Below are 21587 nucleotides of genomic sequence, written 5' to 3' on the forward strand. Positions count from 1 at the left end.
CTGGGACGACGTCCGCGTCGGCGGCACGAGTCCGCTCGACGGCACGTCGACGGTGTCGTGTCCGGCGCCGGTGACGAGCCGCTACGTGCCGTTCGCCGGCATCTTCGACTACGGCTCGGGGTGTGAGCCCCTCGGCGGCGACAAGCTCGTCGACTTCCCCGCGACCGAGTTCGACGACAACTACGACCAGATCCTGGCGTACATCAACCACACGGACGCGGACGGCGCCGAGATCAAGGCGATGGGCGGCACGCCGATCGCGGCGTCGCTGCGCGACATCCGCGCCGACCTCGTGGCGACGACCCTGCCCGCCGACGCGCGCGCGGCGTGCCGCAACTACTCCGTGGTCGTGCTCACCGACGGCGGCGAGAGCTGCGAGGCCGTACAAGACGCGATCGACGCGGCGGCCGCGCTCCAGGGCATCGACCTCGGGGGCGGCGTCACCATCGACGTCGCCGTCCACGTCATCGGATTCGCCATCTGCCCGCCGGGCGACCCGAACTGCCAGACGATACAGGACCTCGACGCGATCGCCGACGCGGGCTGCTCGGCGGCCAACGAGGCGGCCGGGCTGTGCCGCAACACCGCGTTTCGCGCGAGCAACCAGCTCGAACTGCAGGCCGCGCTGGCCGAGATCGTCCAGGACTCCATCAAGACGGAGCTGTGTAACGGCCTCGACGACGACTGCGACGGCGAGATCGACGAGGACTTCCCGTCGCTCGGCTCGCCATGCTCCGAGGGCGTCGGCGCGTGTCTGGACACCGGGACGTTCGTGTGCACCGCGGACCAGCTCGGCGTCGAGTGCGACGCGACGCCGGGCACCGGCACGCCGGAGGTGTGCAACGGCGTCGACGACGACTGCAATGGCCTGGTCGACGACGGCATCTCGTGCACGCCGTGCACGCCGCAGACCGAGGTGTGCAACGGCCTCGACGACGACTGCGACGGCGAGATCGACGAGCCGCCGCTGCCTGGCGTCGGCGACACCTGCGGGATCGACATCGGCGAGTGCGCGTTCGGCACGACGACGTGCGCCGGCTCCAGCGGCGTGGTGTGCACGGGCGGGACCGGCCCGTCGCCGGAGGTGTGCGACGGCAAGGACAACGACTGCGACACGATCGTCGACGGCATCTCCCGCAAGTGCTATACGGCGGCGACCGGCTGCGACCTGGCGACCGACACCTGCGTCGGCGTGTGCCAGTTCGGCATCGAGACGTGCGACGTGGGCGCCGGTGCGTTCGGCGCGTGCGTCGGCGAGGTCACGCCGAGCGCCGAGATTCCGTGCAACGGCCTCGACGACGACTGCGACGGCGAGATCGACGAGACGGCCGGCGCCGAGGTGTGCGACGGCATCGACAACGACTGCGACGGCCAGATCGACGAGGGCAACCCGGGCGGCGGCGGCTCGTGCGGCACGCCGCCGTTCGTCGGCGAGTGCGCCCCGGGCACGCTCACCTGCCTCGGCGGGTCACTCGTGTGCGTCGGCGAGATCGACCCGACGCCCGAGACGTGCGACGGCAAGGACAACGACTGCAACGGCGCGGTCGACGACGGGCTGGGCTCGCCGTTCGGCGATCCGTGCGGCACCGACGTCGGCGAGTGTTCTCCGGGGACGCTCCGGTGCGTCGGCGGCGCACCCGAGTGCGTCGGCGAGGTCGGACCGGCCGCCGAGGTGTGCGACGGCAAGGACAACAACTGCAACGGGCTCACCGACGAGACCGACCCGATGCTGGGCACCTCGTGCGACCAGGCGCCGGGCGGCGTCACCGTGCCGTCGGACGCCGGCGAATGCCGATTCGGCGTGTGGGTGTGCAACGCGGGCAGCCTCGAGTGCACCGGCGCGGTCGGGCCGACCGCCGAGCTGTGCAACGGCCTCGACGACGACTGCGACGGCGCCATCGACGAGGACTTCCCCGATCTCGGCACCGCCTGCGACAACGGCATGACGGGCGTGTGCCGGTTCACCGGCACGACCGTGTGCGCCCCCGGCGGCGCCGGCACCGAGTGCGACGCGCCGCCCGGGTCGCCAGGCACCGAGGTGTGCAACGGCCTCGACGACGACTGCGACGGCGAAGTCGACGAGAACCCGCCCGGCGATCCGCTGCCGGTCGTCGGCACCGAGTGCTCGCCGGCCATCGGCATGTGCGAACCCGGCTACTGGGAGTGCAACGATGGCATGCTCGAGTGCGGGTCGCCGTCGTCCGGCAGCCCCGAGATCTGCAACGGCGAGGACGACGACTGCGACGGCTTCGTCGACGAGTCGCCGGTGCCGGGCGAGGGCGAGGACTGCACCGATCCCGGCTTCGAGGCGATCGGCGACACCGGCGAGTGCGAGTTCGGCAGCACCGCGTGCGTCAACGGAACCATCGAATGCGTCGGCTACCAGGGGCCGCGGCCGGAGGTGTGCAACGGACTGGACGACGACTGCGACGGCGAGGCGGACGAGTTCGCCGAGTGTCCCGACCCGTCCAACCTGTGCCACGAGGGCACGTGCATCGTGCCGTGCGAGTCGGGCGAGTTCCCCTGCCCCGGCGGGTTTTCGTGCATGACCTTCCCGGAGGGACGGTTCTGCGTGCCCGACCCGTGCGCGGCGGTCACCTGCGACCCGGGATTCCGCTGTGACCCGACCACCGGCGACTGCGTCGACCTGTGCGCCGGCGTCGAATGCCGCGACGGCGAAGAGTGCCGCAACGGCTTCTGCCTCGACTGCTTCGACCTGCCCGCGAAGTGCATGGAGGGCGAGGTGTGCATGGCGGACGACGCCGGCGTCGGCCAGTGCGTCGACCGTCCGTGCGACCCGAACCCGTGCATGCCCGACGAAGTGTGCAAAGACGACACGTGCATGCCTTGCGACTGCGGCCCGATGGAGATCTGCATCGACGGGGCGTGCCAACCCGACCGGTGCGCCGGCGTGGACTGTCCGTTCGACAAGCTGTGCAACCCGGACACCGGCGAGTGCGAAAACCCCAACTGCGAGGGCGTGTCGTGCAAACCCGGCGAGGTGTGCGTGCCGATAAGCGGCGAGTGCATTCCCGACCCGTGTTCGACCGGGCAGTGCCCGGCCGGCGACGCGTGCGTCCTGCTGCCGAACGGCGGCTTCGCGTGCGAACCGCCGGCGCCGCCACCGGTGGACTACGTGACCGCCGCCGGCGGCGGCTGCCGCGCGGCGCCCGGCGGGCGCGGGGACGGCGGCGGGTTGACGGCGCTGGTGGCCGCGTGGGCGCTCGCGCTCGCGCGGCGTCGCCGGACGGGAGGGCGGCGATGACCGCGGCGCGGTGGCTGCTGGCCGCGCTGGTCGCGGCGGCCGGGTGCGACGTGTCGCCGTATGCCATCGGTGGCGCGGGCGGCGGCGACGCCGGCGGCGGCGTGGGCGACGGAGGCGGTGTGGGCGGCGACGGCGGCGGCACGGGGCGCATCGACGCCGGGCCGACGGTCGACGCCGCGCCGCAACCCGACGCCTGTCTGCCGAACGTCGAAGCGTGCAACGGAGTCGACGACGACTGCGACGGCGAGGTGGACGAGGACTTCAACCTCGACTCGGATCCGAACCACTGCGGTGCGTGCGGCAATCGCTGCACGTACGACTTCGCGTTCGGCCTGTGCAACGCCGGCACCTGCGAGCAGGGCGACTGCTTCCCCGGCTACATCGATCTCGACGGCGAGAGCTCGAATGGGTGCGAGTACTTCTGCATCCCGACCAACGGCGGCACCGAGGCGTGCGACCGAGTCGACAACGACTGCGACGGCGCCATCGACGAGGATTTCAACGTCGACAGCGACCCGCTCAACTGCGGCGCGTGCGGCAACGCGTGCAACCTGCTGCACGCCACCGCCAAGTGTGTCGCCGGCGCCTGCGAGATCGACACCTGCGAAACCGGCTTCGTCGACGTCGACCCGGCCGTGCCAGGCTGCGAATACAAGTGCACGCCGACCAACGGCGGGGTCGAGATCTGCGACGGCGTCGACAACGACTGCGATGGCACCATCGACGACGGCAACCCGGGCGGCGGCGCGCCGTGCGGGACGGACGTCGGCGAGTGCTCGCCCGGCGTCACCACGTGCTCGTTCGGCACCCTGTTTTGCGTCGGCGCGGTCGGCCCGACGGTCGAACGCTGCAACAACAAGGACGACGACTGCGACGGCACGAAGGACAACGGGTTTTCGACCGACACAAACCCGCTCGCGTGCGGCCCGACCTGCGAGGTGTGCGCGTTCGACCACGCGACGCCCACGTGCGTAGGCGGCTCGTGCCAGATGGGGCCGTGTACGTTCGGCTTCCACGACCTCGACGGCGAACCGGGCAACGGCTGCGAGTACGCCTGCATCGTCACCGGCGCCGAGGTGTGCGACGGCGCCGACAACGACTGCGACGGCGCGGTCGACGAGGACTTCGACACGCTGTCGGATCCGGCGAACTGCGGCGCCTGCGGCAACCAGTGCTCCTTCCCCCACGCGGCGGCGACCTGCGCCGCCGGCACGTGCGCGATGGGCGCGTGCGAGCCCAACTTCTACGACATCGACGGCAATCCGAATAACGGCTGCGAGTACGCCTGCGTCGCGACCGGCGCCGAGGTGTGCGACGGCGTCGACAACGACTGCGACGGAGCGGTGGACGAGGGCAATCCCGGCGGCGGCGCGCCGTGCGGCACCGACCAGGGCGCGTGCGAATTCGGCACCACCGACTGCGTGGGCGGGTCGATCGTGTGTACCGGCGGCGTCGGCCCGCAGCCGGAGACGTGCAACGGCATCGACGACGACTGCGACGGCACGCCGGACAACGGGTTCGACAAGGCCAACGATCCGCGCTTCTGCGGCGACTGCACGCCGTGCGATCTGCCACACGCGGTCGAGGGGTGCTCGGCGGGCCAGTGCACGGTCGTCGCGTGCGAGGCGGGCTACGTCGACGTCGACGGCGATCCCGCCAACGGCTGCGAGTACGCCTGCACGCCGACGGGCGTCGAAGTGTGCGACGGAATCGACAACGATTGCGACAAGCAGGTCGACGAAGTGACACCGCCGCCGAACTTCTGCCGGACGGCGGGAGAATGCGCCGGCGCGACCGTGATCTGTGCCGGTGCCGAGGGATTCCGCTGCAACTACAAAGAGCTCGCCGCCGCGGGCGCCGCCATCGAACTGGCCGCCGACGGGGTGAGCCTCGCGCTCGAGGAGACCGTGTGCGACGGCCGCGACGGCGACTGCGACACCGGCGTGGACGAGCCGTTCGCGCTCAAGGGCAGCGCGTGCGGCGAGGACGGCAGCTTCGGCACGACGCGCAAGCTCGGCGCGTGCCGCGGAACGGGGACGCTCGTGTGCAACGCCGCCGGCGACGGCCTGCAGTGCGCGATCACGTCGCCGGGGGCGACGCCCGCGCCGGAGGTGTGCAACGCGCTCGACGACGACTGCGACGGGCACGTCGACGAGCCGTACGACTTCGGCGGCTTCTCGGGCGTGCGAGACGCGCTCGTCGGACCGCTGGCGATCGGCGGGCAGTCGGTGGTGATGTACCGCTACGAGGCGGCGCGGCCGGACGCGACGGCGACCTCCGCCGGCACCGTCGAGTCGCGCGCGTGCTCGCTGGCCGGCGTGTTGCCGTGGCGCAACGTGAGCTACGACGACGCGGCCGCCGCGTGCGCCGCCGCCGGGATGCGCCTGTGCGAGGTCACCCGCGACGGCAGCGGCAACGTCGTCACCGACGAGTGGGGCCGGTTCTGCGAGGGGGCCGCCGACCGCGTGTACCCGTACGGCAACACCTACGAGCCGAATACGTGCAACGGCTCGGATTACGATCCGATCCCGGGCGGCAATAACGAGGACATTCCCGTGGCGACCGGCACGATGACGGATTGCGTGTCGGCCGACGGCAGCTTCGACCAGTCGGGCAACGTCAAGGAGTGGGTCACGGACCCGCGGCTGGTGTCCGGCGTGACCGTCCACACCCTGCGAGGCGGGGCCTACGACAACCCGTCCGGCGGGCTCACCTGCGACTTCGACTTCACCGTCGCGGACGCGAGCTTCCGGTTCCCGAACGTCGGCTTCCGCTGCTGCGCGCGGTCGTGCCCGGCCGGCCAGTCCGACTGCGGCGGCACGTGCGTCGACCTGGCGACGTCCGAGGCCCACTGCGGCGCGTGCGGCGCGGCGTGCGCCCCGGGCGAGACGTGCCAAAACGGCTACTGCTGCCCGACCGGCACCGAGCTGTGCGCCGACCAGTGCGTGCCGGCCGGCACCTGCCCGTAGCCGGCGCGGCGAGGCCCGGGCCTCGCGCCTCGGCGGCGCGCGGTCGGCGCCCCGCCGCTACTTCTGCGCCGCCTCGAGGATCTCGATCGCGGGCCCGTAGTCCGGCTGCTCGCGGAGCACCTTGCGCACCAACATGCGCGCCTTGCCCGGATTGCCGCGGGCCAGCTCCAGGCGCGCTTCGGCGCACACCGCGTCGCGCGGCGTCATCGGCCCCTCGAGCTTCTTGAGCGAGATCGTGCGCAGCGCCTTGATCGCCAGCGCGATATCGCCGCACTCCTCGGCCGCGCGCGCGAGTTCGGCCGCCACCGCGCCGTTGTCGCGCTCGATGTCGAACACCTGCTGCAGCGCGCGCAGCTCGCCCGCGGCGTCGCCGGCCGCGCGCGCGAGCCGCGCCTCGCGAAGCTGCAGCGGCGCCATCCGCTTCGACCGCACCGGGGTGTTGGCGATGAGCGGCGCGAGCGCCTCGCGCGCCTCGTCGAGCCGGCCCGCGGCGACCAGCGCATCGATGTAGCGCAGCGTCAGCTCCTCGTCGTCGGGCCGCAACGCGCGCGCCGAGTCGAGCGCCAGGATCGCGCGATCGCCGTCGCCGGCGCGCACGAACAGGTCCGCCGCCTCCATCAGCGCCGCGAACCGCGCGCTTTCGTCGGCGGCGTCCCGCGCGTCGGCGAGCGCGAGCTTCGCCAGCTCGTCGAATGCGCCGGCCGCCTCGTACACCCGCCGCAGCGCCGCCCGCAGCTCCTGGGCGTCGGGGTTGTCGCGCGCCGCCAGCTCGAGCCCCGGACGCGCCGCGGCCAGGTCGCCGGCGCGCTCGGCCGCGTCGACGAGCTGCAGCGCCGCGCGCACCTGCGCGTCGCCCTGCTCGGTCTGCACGAGCCGGTTGCAGCCGTCGATCACCTCCGCCCACGCGCCCCGCTCCGCATCGAGCGCGACCGCCGCCGCCAGCGCGTCGCGGTCGTCCGGCGCCCGCTCGAGCCACTCGGCGAGCGTCGCCCGCGCCGCGTCGAGGTCGCCGGATGCCCGCTGCAAATCCGCCAGCCGCCGCGTCGCCACGCGCTCGAGCGACGCGTCGTCGCGCTGGCGCGCCTCGATCCGCGCCTGCTCGAGCGCGGCGCGCAGCGCGTCGCCGGCCCGATCCGGGTCGATCGCGAACGCCTCCTCGAGATCGGCGACGGCGGCGGCCGAGCTGCCCGCGGACAGCTCGACCTCGGCCTGCAACATCAACACGGCCGCCCGCTCCGGCGCGTCCGGCGCGAGCGCGTCGAGCGCGCGGGTCGACGCCGCGATCGCCGCGTCGACCTCGCCGCGGTCGCGCAGCGTGCGGACGAGTTCGGCCAGCACATCCAGATCGCCCGGCGCGACATCGGCCGCGCACCGCAGCGCCTCGATCGCGGCGTCGGTGTCGCCGGCGCCGCGGTACAGTCGCGCCGCGTCCAGCCAGCGCGCAACCGCGTCGGCGCCCCCGCCGGCGCGCCGCGCCTCGTCCGCGAGCAGGTCGGCCAGCGGCCGCGCCATGCCGCGCTCGCGATACCACGCTTCGAGCCGGTCGCGCAGGTCGCTGTCGGGCGCCGCCTTCACGCCGAGCTCGAGCGCGCGCTGCGCGCCCGCTTCGTCCCCGGCCGCCAACCGCGCATCGTACAGGGCCTCGGCGATCGCGGCGGCGTCGGCGCCCTCGGACACGGCGAGCAACCGCTCGAGCCACCCCGCGCGCTCGGCCGGGTCGGCGTCGTCGCCGAGCGCGTCGACCAGCGCGCGCAACAGCGCGGCGTCGTCCGGCGCGACCTCGGCGGCGACGCGGTAGACGGCCACCGCCTCGGCGCGGTCGACCGGCTCGAGCCGCGCGCCGAGCCGCCGCGCCGCCGCGGCGACTGCGGCCGGGTCGCCCGACTGCCGGGCGTCTTCGAACCGCTGGTGCAAAAACGCGATGAGTTCGTCGTGGCTGCCGGTCTGCTCGAGCAGCGCCTCGAGCCGCTCCGCGGCCTCGGCGTTCGCAGGGTCGTCGAGCAGGACGTCCTTGTACAGTTCGATCGCGCTGCGGCGGCCGGCGTCGTCGCCCGCGAGCACCGCGGCGAACTTCATGCGCAGCCGGTTGCGTTCGCCGACGTCGACCAGCGCCGGCAGAAGCTCGCCGGCGAGCGCCTCGAGGCGCGCGTGGTCGCCGAGCGCCGCGTATACGTCGAACAGCGGCTCCCACGCGTCGCGGTCGGACGGCCGGTGTTCGCGCAGCGCGCCGAGCACGCGCGCGGCGACGTCGAGCGCGCCGGCGTCGCGCGCGGCCAGCGCGCACGCGATCGCGTCGTTCCACACCGGGTCGACGCCCACGGCCGCGGCCGTCTCGAGTAGCAGATCGGCGGCGCCGGCGTGGTCGCCGCGGTCCTGTCGCAGGCGGGCGAGCGCCACCGGCGCCCACGTGGTGCCGGCGAGGCCCTCGCCGGACGCGCGCGCCCGGTCGACGACCGCCGCGAGCAGCGCCTCGGCCCGATCGACCGCGCCGAGCGCCGCCGCGTCCTCGGCGGCCGCCCGGATCTCGTCGGGCGTCGCGACGCCGGCCGCCACGCGGCGCTCGACGCTGTCGAGGATCCGCTCCCGGTCGCCGGACCGCCGCGCGACCTTTGCGTACAGATCGAGCGCCGCTGCCGACTCCGGCACGGCGTCGAGCGCCGCGCGCAACATCGCCGCCGCCCGGTCGAACCGCGCGTCAACGCGCAGCGCCTCCTCCAAATGCGCCAGGCCGTCGGCGTGCGTCGTCGGATCGACGAGCCGCAGCTCCGCGAGCTGGTACAGCGCGTCGGCGCGCGCCTCGGGCGGCGCGGCGTCGACCATGCGCAACAGCTCGGACAGCGCCTGCGCCTGCGCCTGCGCGTCGCCGCGGGCGCCGTGGACTCGCGCGAGCGCCGACAGCGCGTCGGCGCGCCTCGCGCCGGTCCTCTCCATCCGTTCGTACGCGTCGACCGCCGCGTCGAGATCGCCGACGTCGTGCTCGTATGCCTCGCCGAGCTTCCACCACAACACCGCCGCACGCTCGGCGTCCTCGCGGCGCCGCGCGCGGCCGGCGAGTTCACGCACGACGTCGACGTAGCGCCCGGTCGCCCCCTCGGCGCGCGCGGCCGCGCGCGCCGCGTCGTGCAGGTCCTCGCGGCCGGGCGCGTGTTCGAGCGCACGCAACAGCGCGTCGAGCCCCTCGTCGCCGCGGCCGAGCTTGTCGAGTGCCTCGGCCAGATACGCGAGCGTCTGCGCACGCGCCGCGTCGTCGGTGACCAACCCGAGCCGCTCCTGCAGGATCTCGAGCAGCGTGTCGTAGTCGCCTTGCCGGACGAGCGCGCGCCGCGCGCGGCGGACCTCGACGTCAGATTCGATGGCGGTTTCGACCGCCGACTCGCGCAGCTCCGCGGCGCGCTCCTCGTCTCCCGACTCGCGCGCCAGGTGATGCAGAGCGATCAACACCTCGCTCGGTCCGATCGCGTCGACGTCGTCGCGTGCGCTGCGCCGCGCGACGAGCAACAGCGACCGGTACGCGCGCTCGGCCTCGGACACGCGCCCGTGCTCGCGCGCCAGCTCAGCGAGCGCGACGAGCACGTCGGCGTTGTCCCGGTCCATTTTCGCCGCGGCCTGCAGCTCGGCGATCGCCGCGTCGATGTCGCCGGCGTCGCGCGCCACGAGCGCGAGCTGATGGTGAACCGCGGCGCGCTCCGGCGACCGGCGGCGACCGAACTCCTCGAGCAATGCGGCCAGTTCGGCGCGGGCCTCGTCGAGGCGGCCCGCCAAGCGCAACCCCTCGGCCAGTTGCGTCCGCAACACCGGGTCACCCGGCGACACGGCGAGCGCCTTGCGCAGCGCCGTGACGGCCAGCGCCGGCTCGCCGAGCACGTCGCGGTACAGCGAGGTGGCCTCGCGAGCCGCCGCGAGCTTGGCGTCCGCGTCGGCGAGCGCATCCAACGAATCGGTCAGCAGACGCGCGAGCGGCTCGTGCGCGCCGGCGTCGCGGTACAACGACGCCAACAGCTCGCGCAGCGCCGGATCCGCGACCCGCGCATCGCCGGCGGCTTCGAGCCGCGCGATCGCGCCCTCGCGGTCGCCGGCCGCGAGCAGCGCGCGCGCCAGCCGAAGCGTGACCGGCCCTCGCTCGCCGCCGGCGCGATCGAGCCACTGCTCGAGCCACGGGACCGCCTGCGCGTGCTCCCCCCGCGCGACGTGCAACCGCGCGAGGCCGTCGAGCGCCTCGGCCGCGGTCGGCGCCAGCCGCACGGCATCGCGGTACAGCGCGATGGCGCGATCGGCGTCGCCGAGGTCGCGCTCGCACACGCGCGCGGCCCGCAGCAGGAGAGCCGCGGCGTACGCGACGTCGCCGCCGGCCGCCTCGATCTGCGCAGCCTGGTCGGCGAGCAGGTCGACCATCTCGGCGAGGCGGCCCCGCTCGGCCAGCAAGTCGCACAGCGCGTCGATCGACTCCCGGTGCCCCGGCAGCTCGCGCAAGTTGTCGCGCAGCGCGTCCAACCGCGCCGCTCGCCGCTCGAGTTCGCCGGCGAGCCGGCACAGGTCGAGGCGCAGCGCAACGCGGCGCTCCGGCTCGGCCGCTCGGCCGAGTTGCGCGCGGCGCACCGACAACAGCTCGCCGACCTCGTCAAGTTGCTCGTACAACGAAGCGAGCCGGTCGAGCACGGCGTCGTCGTCCGGCGCGTCTTGCAGCGCCGCGCGATACAGCGCCGCCGCACGCCGCGGCGCGCCGACTTCCTCGGCGATCGCGGCAGCGCGCAGGCGGAATGCACGGCGGCGCTCCGCGTCCACCGGCCACTGCGCCGCCTCGTCGAGCAGCGCGAGCGCCCGCTCGGCGTCGCCGGCGGCAAGCGCGAGGTCGACGAGCCGGGTGGCCGCGTCGATCGACGCGGCGGCGGCGGTCGCGGCGCGCGACGGATCGTCGGTGGTCCGCCACGCGCGCACTGCCCGCGCCATCAGCGCCTCGAGCACCACTCGCTCGCGCGCCGGATCGCCGAGCACGTCGCGCGCCACCGCCGCGGCATCCGACAGGGCGTCGAGGTCGTCGACCACGACCTCGGCGAGTTCGCGCAGCGCGTCGTACAGCGCGGCGCCCGGCTCGGCGCGCAACAGCTCGACGAGTTGCACCAGCGCCGGCACCTGCCCCGGCACCCGCGCCAACGCGCGCCGCAGCGCCGCGATCGCGGCGTCGCGGTCGCCGAGCCGATCGCGGAACCACGACGCGAGCACCAGCTCGACGCGCGACGCGTCGCGGGCCGCCAGGTCGGAACGCGCGCCGATCGCGTCGGCCAGCGCGCTCGCCGCGGCGGCCAGCGCATCGCCCGCCGCCGCCGCCAGGCGCGCCACCCGGTCGCCATCGCCGAAGCCCTCGCGCGCGATCGCGTCGACCACGGCGCCCGCCGCCGCCGTCCAGTCGCCGGCCGCGGCCGCCGCGCGCGCCAGCGCGTCGAGCAGGTCGACGTCCGGCTGCCGCGCAGCCGCCGCGGCGGCATACGCGGCCTGCGCCGCCGCCGGATCGCCGCGCCGCTCGTGCGCGCGCCCCTCGGCCTCGCGCAGCCGCGCCGCGACCTCCGCGTCGGGCGCCGCCTCGGCGGCCGCCGCGAGGGCAGCCGCCAGCTCGTCGGTGGCGCCTCGCGCGTCGGCGACACGCTCCAACTCCGCCGCCAGCGATCGATCCGCCGGCGCGGCGCGCAGCGCTGCGGCCAGCGCCGCTTGCGCCGCCGCGAGGTCGTTCGCCCGCCGCTCGTACAGCTCCGCCGCCTCCCGCCAGATCGCGACGCGTTCGGCGTCGGTCGCCGCGGCGGCCACCCGCGCGTCGACGAGCTCCAGCGCCTGCTCCCACTGCCCGGTGCGCGCCGCCGCACGCGATAGCGCGTCGAGCGCGAGTCGGCGCGCGTCGCCGTCAGATCCCGCGAGAGCTCGCAGCCCCTCGCGCGCACGGACGTCGTGCGGATCGACGTCGACAGCGCGCGCGTAGGCCGCGGCCGCACGAATCGGGTCGTCGAGGTTATGGAGGCACACGTCCCCGAGGCGGCCGAGCCAGTCGGTCGCGCGCGCAAGTTCGCGCGCCGACGCGCGATCGAGCAACGCGGCCAGCGCGTCCCACTTTTGTTGCCTGCGCAACAGAGCGGCGAGCGCTTCCACGGTCGCGGGAGACTCGCCGAACCGCGCGTGCACCTCCTCGTACAGGGCGATCGCGCCGTCCGGATCGTCGAGGCGCTCGGCGAGCACCTCCGCGGCGCGCACGAGGTCGGCGCGCTTGCCGTGGTCCGGTTGCGGTCCCTCGGCGCGCCGCCGCAGCGCGTCGACCAACAGACGCCAGCTGCCGCGGTCTTCGTGCAGGGCTACGAGCGCGTCCATCGCCTCGCGGTCGGCCGGATCGTCCGCCAACCGCCGCTGCCACATCGTCACCGCCAGATCGCGCTCGCCGATCCCGTCGGCCACGCGCGCCAACTCGGCGAGCACCCGGCGGCGTTCCGCGTCCCGCCGCTCGACCTGCGCGAGCCGTTCGAGCACCGGCAGCCGGTCGGCGTTCCTGCCGGCCGCAGCGAGCAGCTCGTCGAGTTCGCGACACGCGGCGGCGACGTCTCCCGGCTCCGCGTCGAGCGAGTACGCGGCGCGCAGCGCGGCGATCGCGCCATCGCGGTCGCCGAGATCGTCGCGCCGGACGCGCGCGGCCTCGCGCAACAGGTGCAGCGCGCGCGCCGGCGCCGCCGCGCTCGCCGCCGTCACCAGCGCGTTCGCGTAGCGGTCGAGCGCGCCGGTCTGCCGCGCCAGGTGGCGCAGTTCCTCCTCGGCCGACGCATCGTCCGGCGCGTGTTCGAGCAACGCCGCATAGTGATCGAGCGACGCGGCCCCCTCGCCGATGTCCGCCAACAGACGGCCGAGTTCCGCGCGCAGGCCGGCGCGCCGAGTCGGCGCGAACCGTTCCAGCGCTGCCTCGAGCACCGCCACGAAGTCGCGCTCGCGACCGGCGGCCTCGTAGCGGCCGCGCAACAGCCGCAGCGCCGCTTCGCGCACGTCGTCCGTCGCCGCCTCGCCGGTCGCGATCGCCTCGAGCAGCCGGCACGCCTCGGTGTCGTCGTCCGCTTCCGGCAGCAGCGCCTCGATCGCGGCGAGCGCCTCGTCCGGCCGGCCGAGCCGCTCGAGCCAACACGCCGCGATCCGCTCGCGCGTGCGCAGCGCCTCGTCGCCCGACAGCAGGTCGAGGCGCTCGGTCCACAGGTCGATCAGATCTCGCCAGCGCTCTTGCCGGTCGAGCAACCGCTCGAGCGCCAGCGCGACCGGCTTGTTGCGCGGCCGCAGGCGGCGCAGTTCCGTCAGGTAGGTGATCGCGCGGTCGTAGTCTGCGGCGAAGTCCTTGGCGACGTTGGCCGCCTCCTCCAACAGCGCCGCACGCCGCGACTTCGGGAGATCGGTCGCGAGCGCGCGGTCGTAGTGCGCGAGCAAATCGGACCACGCTTCGGCTGCCGTGAGCGCGACCGACAGCCGCCGCAACGCCCAGTCCGCCGAGGGAGCGACGGCGAGCACGCGCTCGAGGACCCGGCGCAGTTCGGGCGTCGCATCGCCGAACCATTGATCGTGAAAGTCGACCGCGCGGCGCGCGACGGCGACGATCGCGTCGGGGCCCAGGTCGCCGGCGACGGCGGCGGCGTACGCGCGCATCGCGGCCTCGGGCTCGTCCGCATCGGCCGCGGCCTGCTCCAGCCGCTCCCAGGCCGCGGTCGACTCCGGTTCGGCGACGGCCGCGTCGGCGGCGGCCTCGACCGGCGGAGTGGTAGCGCTCGAACCTCCGTCATTGCGCGGGCTCACGATGGCGATCCCCCTCGTTGTGGTGTTCCCGGACCGAGAGGGTATCAAGTTCGCGAGGTTCCGTGGTCCCCCGGCGCCACCGAACGCGCCCCGTCGCGCCGCCCGCCCGCGCCGCACGCCCGGCTTTTCGCGCGATGGCCGCCGGCGCGCCGAGCCGCGCGCCGCCGCCGAAGTGCGCGCGCGGCGGCGGCCCGTCGCCGCGCGCCGGCGCCGAAGTGCGTACGCGGCGTCACGCAGGCTGCAAGGGTGCGTAGCCCGGTGCGCGGTCGAGCGCGAACGTTACGCACCTCCGCGGCGCGCTCCCGCCGGGTGAACCCCCTACACCTGCTCTGATTTCGGGACCTTGTCCCGTGGCACGGCGCGTGCTACGGGCTATGGCGCCATGATGAATCCACAGCTGAAGCAGGGCGACGGACGCGCGGGCCGGGACGCGGACCGCGCGCGGGGCGTGCGAATCCTGGCCAAGTCCATGTTCAAAGAGCTCACCGCCCAGGGATACGACTCACGCCAGATCGTCGCACTTGCCGCGGAGCTGATCAGCGAGGTGACGGCCGACCTGTCGTCGCGCCCGCAATAGCGCCTTCACCTTCTTCGCCGACCGGGGTCGCCCTGCCGCGACCCCGGTTTTTTTTTGCGCCCGGATGGTCTAACGTCGGCGCCCTCTCACGCACATCGAATTCTCTCAGGAGGCACACGCCATGGCGAAGGTTCGCGTCGGTATCAATGGTTTCGGTCGCATCGGTCGGGGGTTCGTCCGCGCGCTCGCGCGCGATCCCAAGTTCGACCTCGTGTTGATCAACGACCTCACGGACGCGGCGACCCTCGCCCACCTCCTGACGTACGACTCGGTGCACGGCCGGTTTCCCGGCACCGTCGAGGTCAGCGACGGCGCGCTCGTGATCAACGGGGACCGCGTCGTCGTGTCGGCCGAGCGCGATCCGGGCCAAATTCCGTGGAAGGACTACGGGGCGGACCTCGTCATCGAATCGACCGGCCGCTTCGTCGACCGGGACAACGCGGCCAAGCACCTGGCCGGTGGCGCCAAGAAGGTGCTGATCAGCGCGCCCGCAAAACAGCCCGACGTCACGATCGCGATGGGCATCAACACGGCCGCCTACGATCCCGCCAAGCACCACATCATCAGCAACGCGTCCTGCACGACCAACTGCCTGGCTCCGACGGCGAAGGTGCTCCACGACACGTTCGGCATCGTGAGCGGCCTGATGACGACGATCCACGCCTACACGAACGACCAGCGCATCCTCGATCTGCCGCACAAGGATCTGCGTCGCGCGCGCGCGGCCGGGGTCTCGATGATCCCGACCACGACCGGGGCGGCGCGCGCGCTCAAAGAGGTGCTGCCGGAACTGGAGGGCAAGCTCGACGGCATGGCGATCCGCGTGCCGACGCCGAACGTGTCCGTCGTCGACCTCACGGTCCGCGTCGCCAAGCCGGCCACCGTCGAAGCCGTCAACGACGCGTACCGCAAGGCGGCCGCCGGCCCGCTCGCGGGCATCCTCGCCGTGTCGGACGAGCCGCTGGTGTCGATCGACTACAACGGCAACACCCACTCGGCGACGATCGACGCCGCCGTCACCAACGTGATCGGCGATCAGGTCAAGGTGCTCGCCTGGTACGACAACGAGTCGGGCTATTCGCAGCGCCTGTTCGACCTGGCCGCGTTCGTGGCCGACAAGCTCTGAGCGCGCCATGTACTCGCGCATTCGGGGCATCGACGCGCTCGCGATCGAGGGCAAGCGCGTCTTCATCCGCGTCGACTTCAACGTGCCGCTCACGGACGACCGAAAGGTCGCCGACGACGCGCGCATCCGGGCGGCGCTGCCGACGTTGCAGCACGCGATCGACCGCGGCGCGCGCATCGTGATTGGCTCGCATCTCGGCCGCCCCAAGGGCCAGGTGCGCCCGGAACTGTCGCTGGAACCGGTGGCCGCTCGGCTCGCCGAGCTGCTCGACCGCGAGGTCGCGCTGGCCGACGAGCCCGTGGGCGACGGCGCCCGCAAGGTCGTGGCCGACCTGCGCGAGGGGCACATCGCGATGCTCGAGAACCTGCGGTTCCACCCCGGGGAGGAGGCCAACGACGATCAGTTTGCCCGCGCGCTGGCGTCGTACGCCGACGTGTACGTCAACGACGCGTTCGGCACGGCGCACCGCGCGCACGCGTCGACGGTCGGTATGGTCGCGCACGTCGCGGAAAAGGGCGCCGGGTTCGTCATGAAAAAGGAGATCGACGTGTTGTCGCGCCTCCTCGGCGAGGTCGACCGGCCGTATACGGCCGTCATCGGCGGCGCGAAGGTCTCCGACAAGGTCCAGGTGCTCGACTCGTTGCTCGACCGCGTCGACGCACTGCTGATCGGCGGAGCGATGGCCAACACGTTCCTCGCGGCGCAGGGCCGCGACGTCGGCCGCAGCAAGGTCGAACGCGACAAGCTGCTCGTCGCGCGCTCTCTGTTGCGCAAGGCCGCCGAGAACCAGGTGAAGGTCCATCTTCCAATCGACGTCGTGGTGGCCGACTCGGTCGACGCGCCCGAGGGCCAGCCGGTGCCGATCGACGCGATCCCAGCCGACAAGATGGCGCTCGATATCGGGCCGGACACGGCGCGCGGGTTCGCCGACGAGATCGCGCGCAGCCGTACGCTGTTCTGGAACGGGCCGATGGGTGTGTTCGAAAAGCCGGCGTTCGCCGAGGGAACGTTCGCCGTCGCGCGCGCGTTCGCGGACAACCGGCTGGCGCTCACCGTCGTCGGCGGCGGAGACAGCGCGGCGGCCGTCGCGGCCGCCGGTCTCGCCGACCGCATGACCCACGTGTCGACCGGCGGCGGCGCCTCGCTCGAGTTCATCCAAGGCATCCCGCTGCCCGGCATCGCCGCGCTCGCCGGCGACTAGCTGACCGTCGCGTCTAGGCGCGCCAGCGAGGTTGCGAGATCCGAGGCGAGGCTCGGCGCACGCCCGCAGCGCACGAGGGCGCGCATACAGATACGTAACCGGAGGGCGCGAGGGCGTACGCCGAAGATCGCCCGCCGATCGCGACCGCAGCCAGCGGCTATGCGCAACAGCCTCCCAGGGGCGCCGCGGGCGGCGGCCGCGCGCGTCCGCACCGGGCCGCGCTCGCCGGATGCGTGCGGTCGCCCCCTGGCCGCGATCGCACCAAGTTTATGTATCATTCCGCCCATGGTCCGCGGCGCGCAGCGGGTCCTGGTCATCGAGCCAGACCGATCGGCCCGCGCCGCGTTCGACCGCGCTCTCGATCGCCTCGGGATCGCGCACCGCGTCGCCCCCGATGCCGAAGCCGGCTGGGCGGCGTTCGCGGCCGACCGCCCCACGGTCGTGCTGTGCGCGCTGCACACCGAACGCGAAGGCGGGGACTGGTTCGTCCGCCGGCTGCAGACCGAATACATGGGGCCGATGCCGCAGGTGTTCCTCATCTGTGGCACGGACGACATCACACGGGAGTTGCAACCGCTCGAGATCGACGGCGTACTCGTACCGCCGATCTCGTCGGCGGCCCTCGCGGCGATCGCCGGCGCGGTGGTCGACATCGGCGATACCGCCGCGCGGCAGGCCGCCCGGCTGCGCGAGCTGTATGAACTCACGACGCTCGGCGGCGACACGCTGCCGGCGCTCGATACGCTGGTCGCGCGCACGGCGCTGACGTTTCGCGCGTCCGATTGCGTGCTGTGGGGGCCGGCGCACGAGCCTCACTGGCCGCGCACGGCGCGCCGAGTCGACAGCCCAGAACGCGAGGCGCTGCTGCTGTGGCGCTGCGACCTGGCGCTGAACGCGGGGACGACCGTGTTGTTTTCCGACGGCGCGGATACGGGAGAGCCGATCGTCGACGCACCGCCGGAGAGCTACCTGGCTGCGCCGATCGAACTGCCCGGTGGCGAAGAGCTGGGCGCCCTGTGCCTCGTCGACACCGGGCCGCGTCGCTTCTCCGCCGACGAACGCGACGCGCTCCGCGTCCTGGCGCGGCGGCTGTCGATCGAGCTGGCGTGGACGTCGGCGCACAACCGCCTCGTCGAGGAGCATGAAAAACTGCGCGAGTCGTCGCTCCTCGACCCACTGCTCGGCGTGTGGACGCGCAGCGCGTTGGAAAGCGCCCTCCACAGCGAGATCGCCGGTGCACAGCGGCGCGGCGAGACGCTGTCCGTCGCCGTGCTCGACCTCGACCAGCTTCGCCAGATCAACGACCGGTACGGCCACGTCGCTGGCGATGCCGCGCTTGCGCACTTCGCCGAGGTCGCGCGCGCGCGGTTGCGCACGCAGGACATCATCGGCCGGTTCGGCGGCGACGAGATCGCCGTGTTGCTGACCCAGACGTCACTCGACGAAGCCCAAGCGTTGATCGAAGACGTCGCCGCCGCCGTCCGCGACACCCCGCTGGTCCACCACGGGCTGCAGATCGGCATCGGTTGTGCCGCCGGTCTTACGAGCGTGCAGCCCGACGAAACGACCGGCGAACCGGCGTTCGGCCGCGCGGTCGCGGCGCTGCGCCGGGCGCGGCGCATGCGCGTACCGGTCGCGATCATCGATCCGACCGGCCAATCCCGCGACGAACTTCGCGCCGTCGACGCCGAACTCGACGACATCGGCGTGCTGCCCGCCGGATCCACTCTCGGCGGCATGTACCGCGTACTGCACGAAATCTCCCGTGGAGCGATGGGGGTCGTCTACCGCGGCGAGGATCTCGGCCTCGCGCGCCCGGTCGCGATCAAGGTGTTGCGAGCGGACCTCGCCCAGGATGACGAGCTGGTCGCGAAGTTTCGCGACGAGGCAGCGATGCTCGCCTCGCTGCACCATCCGAACCTCGTGCAGGTCTACTCGTTCGGCACACACGGCGACGACGTGTTCTTCGTGATGGAACTCGTCGAGGGCGAGCCGACGAGCGAACTGTTACGCGCCGCGCGCGAAACCGGGCACGGACTGCCCCTCGCCGAGACGGCGCGCATCGCGAGCGAGGTCGCGGGCGCCCTGCACGCGATGCACGGCGTGGGTCTCATCCACCGCGACGTCAAGCCGTCCAACATTCTCGTCGATCGAATCCGCGATCGCGCGGTGCTGGTCGACGTCGGCGTCGCAAAACGGCGCGACGATGCGACCGATGCCGCCGGGACTCCCGGGTTCGCCGCCCCGGAGTCGTTCATGGACGTCGAGGAAACCCCTGCAACCGACGTCTACGGACTCGCGTCGACCGTCTACTTGCTGCTCACCGGCATCGCGCCGTTCGGCAGCGGTGAGATCGAGCGAGTGGTGCATCGGCAACTGTACGACGCGCCAACCCCGCCCAGCCAGCTGCGCCCCGACCTCCCGGAAGCGGTCGACACGGTGTTGCTGCGCGCTCTGCATCCCGACCAGCGCAAACGCTACGCCACCGCGGTCGAGTTCGCCGACGCACTGCAACGCGCAGCGGCTCAGGCCGGCGACGCGCACGACGGTCGGTCGAACCGAATCGCGGCGACCGCTCGCGCCCTCGGCGTCGACATCGACGAGGCCACGTCCCGGCTGCGCGCGGCGCCCGGCGCGCCGGGCACCCCGCTCACCGCGCGCCGCGGCGCGGTCGCGGGACCGCGCGCGTCGGGCCAGCACGCCGGCGGCCAGACCCGCGGCGCGCTGTTTCGGGTCGCGTACCGCGTACTGTCGACCCGCCTCGGCGCCGACTGGCTCGCCGCCCTCCGCGATCGTCACGCCGAGTTGCGGCCGGTGCTCGATCCGGCTCTGTCTCCGATGGTGTGGCTTCCGCTCGACCACCTGCGGCGCGTGCTCGCGGCGGCGGCCGACACGGTCCAGGAGCCCGCCGCGTTCGCCGAGGCCATCGGTCGCGCGACCATGACCGCGACGTTCTCCCGGTTCTTCGGCGCGTCCCCGCACGGCGTTCCCACCGCGAAGGTACTGCGAGCCGCCGAAGGGTACTGGTCGCGTTACCACACGTGGGGATCGGTGCGCGCCGAGCAGGTCGCCCCGGGCCAGTGCGTGCTGTCGGTCGCCGACAGCCCGGGGGACCGACTGCTGTGCGCCCTGCTGGCCGGCTCGTTCACGCGGATCGCGGAACTCACGGGCGCCGCCCGCGTGACGACCGACCACGTCGAATGCACCGCGGACGGGCACGCGCGCTGCCGGTTCCGCGTGCGGTGGGACGACGGCGCGCGCCGGTGATGCGCCCGAGCGCGCCCGTCAGATGACCGCTCCGCCGATGGCATGGTACACACCACCGCCATGGCCGCCCGCAAGCCCATCGTTTTCGGAAACTGGAAACTCCACCACACGATCGCCGAGGCACTCGCGCTCGTCACCGAACTCAAGAACCAGCTCGCCGTCGTGCGCGACGTCGAGGTCGGCGTCGCCCCGGTGTTCACCTCGATCCCCGCGGTCGCCAAGCGGCTCGAAGGCACGTCGATCCGCATCGCCGCGCAAGATTGTTTCTGGGAAGACCGAGGCCCGTGGACTGGCGAGGTGTCGGCGCCGCTGCTGCGCGATGCCGGCTGTCACTACGCGATCGTGGGCCACAGCGAGCGGCGACAGCACTTCGGCGACACCGACGTGGGCGTCGGCCGCAAGGCGGCCGCCGCGCTCGCCGGCGGGTTGAACGTCATCCTGTGCGTCGGCGAAACCGAGGCGCAGCGCGACGCGGGCCAGACGTTCGACCGCGTCCAGGCCCAGCTCGAGGCGGGACTCGCCGGCATCGCAGCCGACCAGATGGCGCGTGTCGTCGTCGCATACGAGCCGGTGTGGGCCATCGGCACCGGGCGGACCGCCACCCCCGAGGAGGCGCAGGAAGTCCACGCTCACATTCGGAGCGCGGTCGAACGTCGGTATGGCGCCGATGTCGCCCGGGGCCTCCGCATCCAGTACGGCGGCTCCGTAAAGCCCGAAAATGCCGCGGATCTCATTCGCCAACCGGACATCGACGGGGCGCTGGTCGGCGGCGCCTCCCTCACCGCCGAGCCGTTCGTCGCCATCGTGAAGGCGGCAGCGGCGGCGGCCCGTTGAGCTTGCCCGCACCGGCGCGGTGCGGTAGAAACCGGCGTTTCCATGGACACCCTCGTCACGGTCATCCACGTCCTCGTGTGCCTGTTTCTGATCCTCGTCGTCTTGCTCCAGGCCGGCAAAGGCGGCGGCATGGGTATCGCGTTCGGCGGCGCGGGCGGTAGCACGGTGTTCGGAGGCAGCGGCGCGGGCAACTTCCTCACCAAACTCACCGTGGTGTCGGCGTTCCTGTTCATGCTCACGTCGATCACCCTCGCCTACTTCGCGAGCTCCGGCGGCGACGACCCGCTCAAGCAGCTCAGCGCAAAATCGCGCGCCGCCGCGCTCGAGCGCGCCGAACAGCGAAAGAAGGTGCTCGAGGAGTCGACCGGCGAGGCGTCCGACTCCGCGGGCGGCGAGGCCGCCGACTCCGCGACCGGCGAGGCGTCCGACTCCGCGGGCGGCGAGGCCGCCGACTCCGCGGGCGACGAGGCCGCCGACTCCGCGGGCGGCGAGGCCGCCGACTCCGCGGGCGGCGAGGCCGCCGACTCCGCGGGCGGCGAGGCCGC

General features: G+C 73.4%; 9 protein-coding genes. 8 read left to right on the forward strand and 1 reads right to left on the reverse strand.

The window, feature by feature from the left end; all coding sequences use genetic code 11:
• Together D6689_14195 and D6689_14200 are read left to right on the forward strand one after the other, a co-directional pair.
• On the forward strand, nt 1–3265 hold a 3265-nt coding region (locus tag D6689_14195), incomplete at its 5' end, for a hypothetical protein (protein RMH40293.1).
• On the forward strand, nt 3103–6234 hold the full coding sequence (locus tag D6689_14200) for a hypothetical protein (GenBank protein ID RMH40294.1): 3132 nt from the start codon (nt 3103–3105) through the stop codon (nt 6232–6234). The genes D6689_14195 and D6689_14200, both read left to right, overlap by 163 nt.
• Nucleotides 6235–6291: 57 nt before the next feature.
• Here the strand turns inward: D6689_14200 and D6689_14205 are convergent, their stop codons facing one another.
• Nucleotides 6292–14037, reverse strand: coding sequence for a hypothetical protein (locus D6689_14205; protein ID RMH40295.1), 7746 nt, complete (start codon nt 14035–14037; stop codon nt 6292–6294).
• A 385-nt stretch (nt 14038–14422) separates the two neighbouring features.
• Between D6689_14205 and D6689_14210 the strand changes: the two genes are divergently transcribed.
• From D6689_14210 to secG, 6 genes are all read left to right on the forward strand, one after another.
• Nucleotides 14423–14614 (forward strand): hypothetical protein, encoded by a 192-nt coding sequence (locus tag D6689_14210; GenBank protein RMH40296.1) that lies wholly within the window; start codon nt 14423–14425, stop codon nt 14612–14614.
• Between the two features lie 121 nt (nt 14615–14735).
• A complete protein-coding gene (gap, locus tag D6689_14215; GenBank protein ID RMH40297.1) occupies nt 14736–15740 on the forward strand; it encodes a type I glyceraldehyde-3-phosphate dehydrogenase in 1005 nt (334 codons plus the stop codon).
• A gap of 7 nt (nt 15741–15747) precedes the next feature.
• Complete coding sequence (locus D6689_14220; protein ID RMH40298.1) at nt 15748–16941, forward strand: phosphoglycerate kinase; 1194 nt, start codon at nt 15748–15750, stop codon at nt 16939–16941.
• Nucleotides 16942–17100: 159 nt separating this feature from the next.
• Nucleotides 17101–20208 carry a diguanylate cyclase gene (locus D6689_14225; GenBank protein ID RMH40299.1) on the forward strand — a complete coding sequence of 1036 codons (3108 nt, stop codon included), beginning with the start codon at nt 17101–17103 and terminating at the stop codon, nt 20206–20208.
• 60 nt (nt 20209–20268) lie between these two features.
• The gene (locus D6689_14230; protein RMH40300.1) at nt 20269–21042 is read left to right on the forward strand and encodes a triose-phosphate isomerase; all 774 of its coding nucleotides are present in this window, start codon (nt 20269–20271) and stop codon (nt 21040–21042) included.
• Nucleotides 21043–21084: 42 nt separating this feature from the next.
• The coding region (gene secG, locus D6689_14235; protein RMH40301.1) for a preprotein translocase subunit SecG at nt 21085–21587 on the forward strand (503 nt) is incomplete at its 3' end.

Source organism: Deltaproteobacteria bacterium (assembly GCA_003696105.1).
GTDB lineage: Bacteria > Myxococcota_A > Polyangia > Haliangiales > J016 > J016.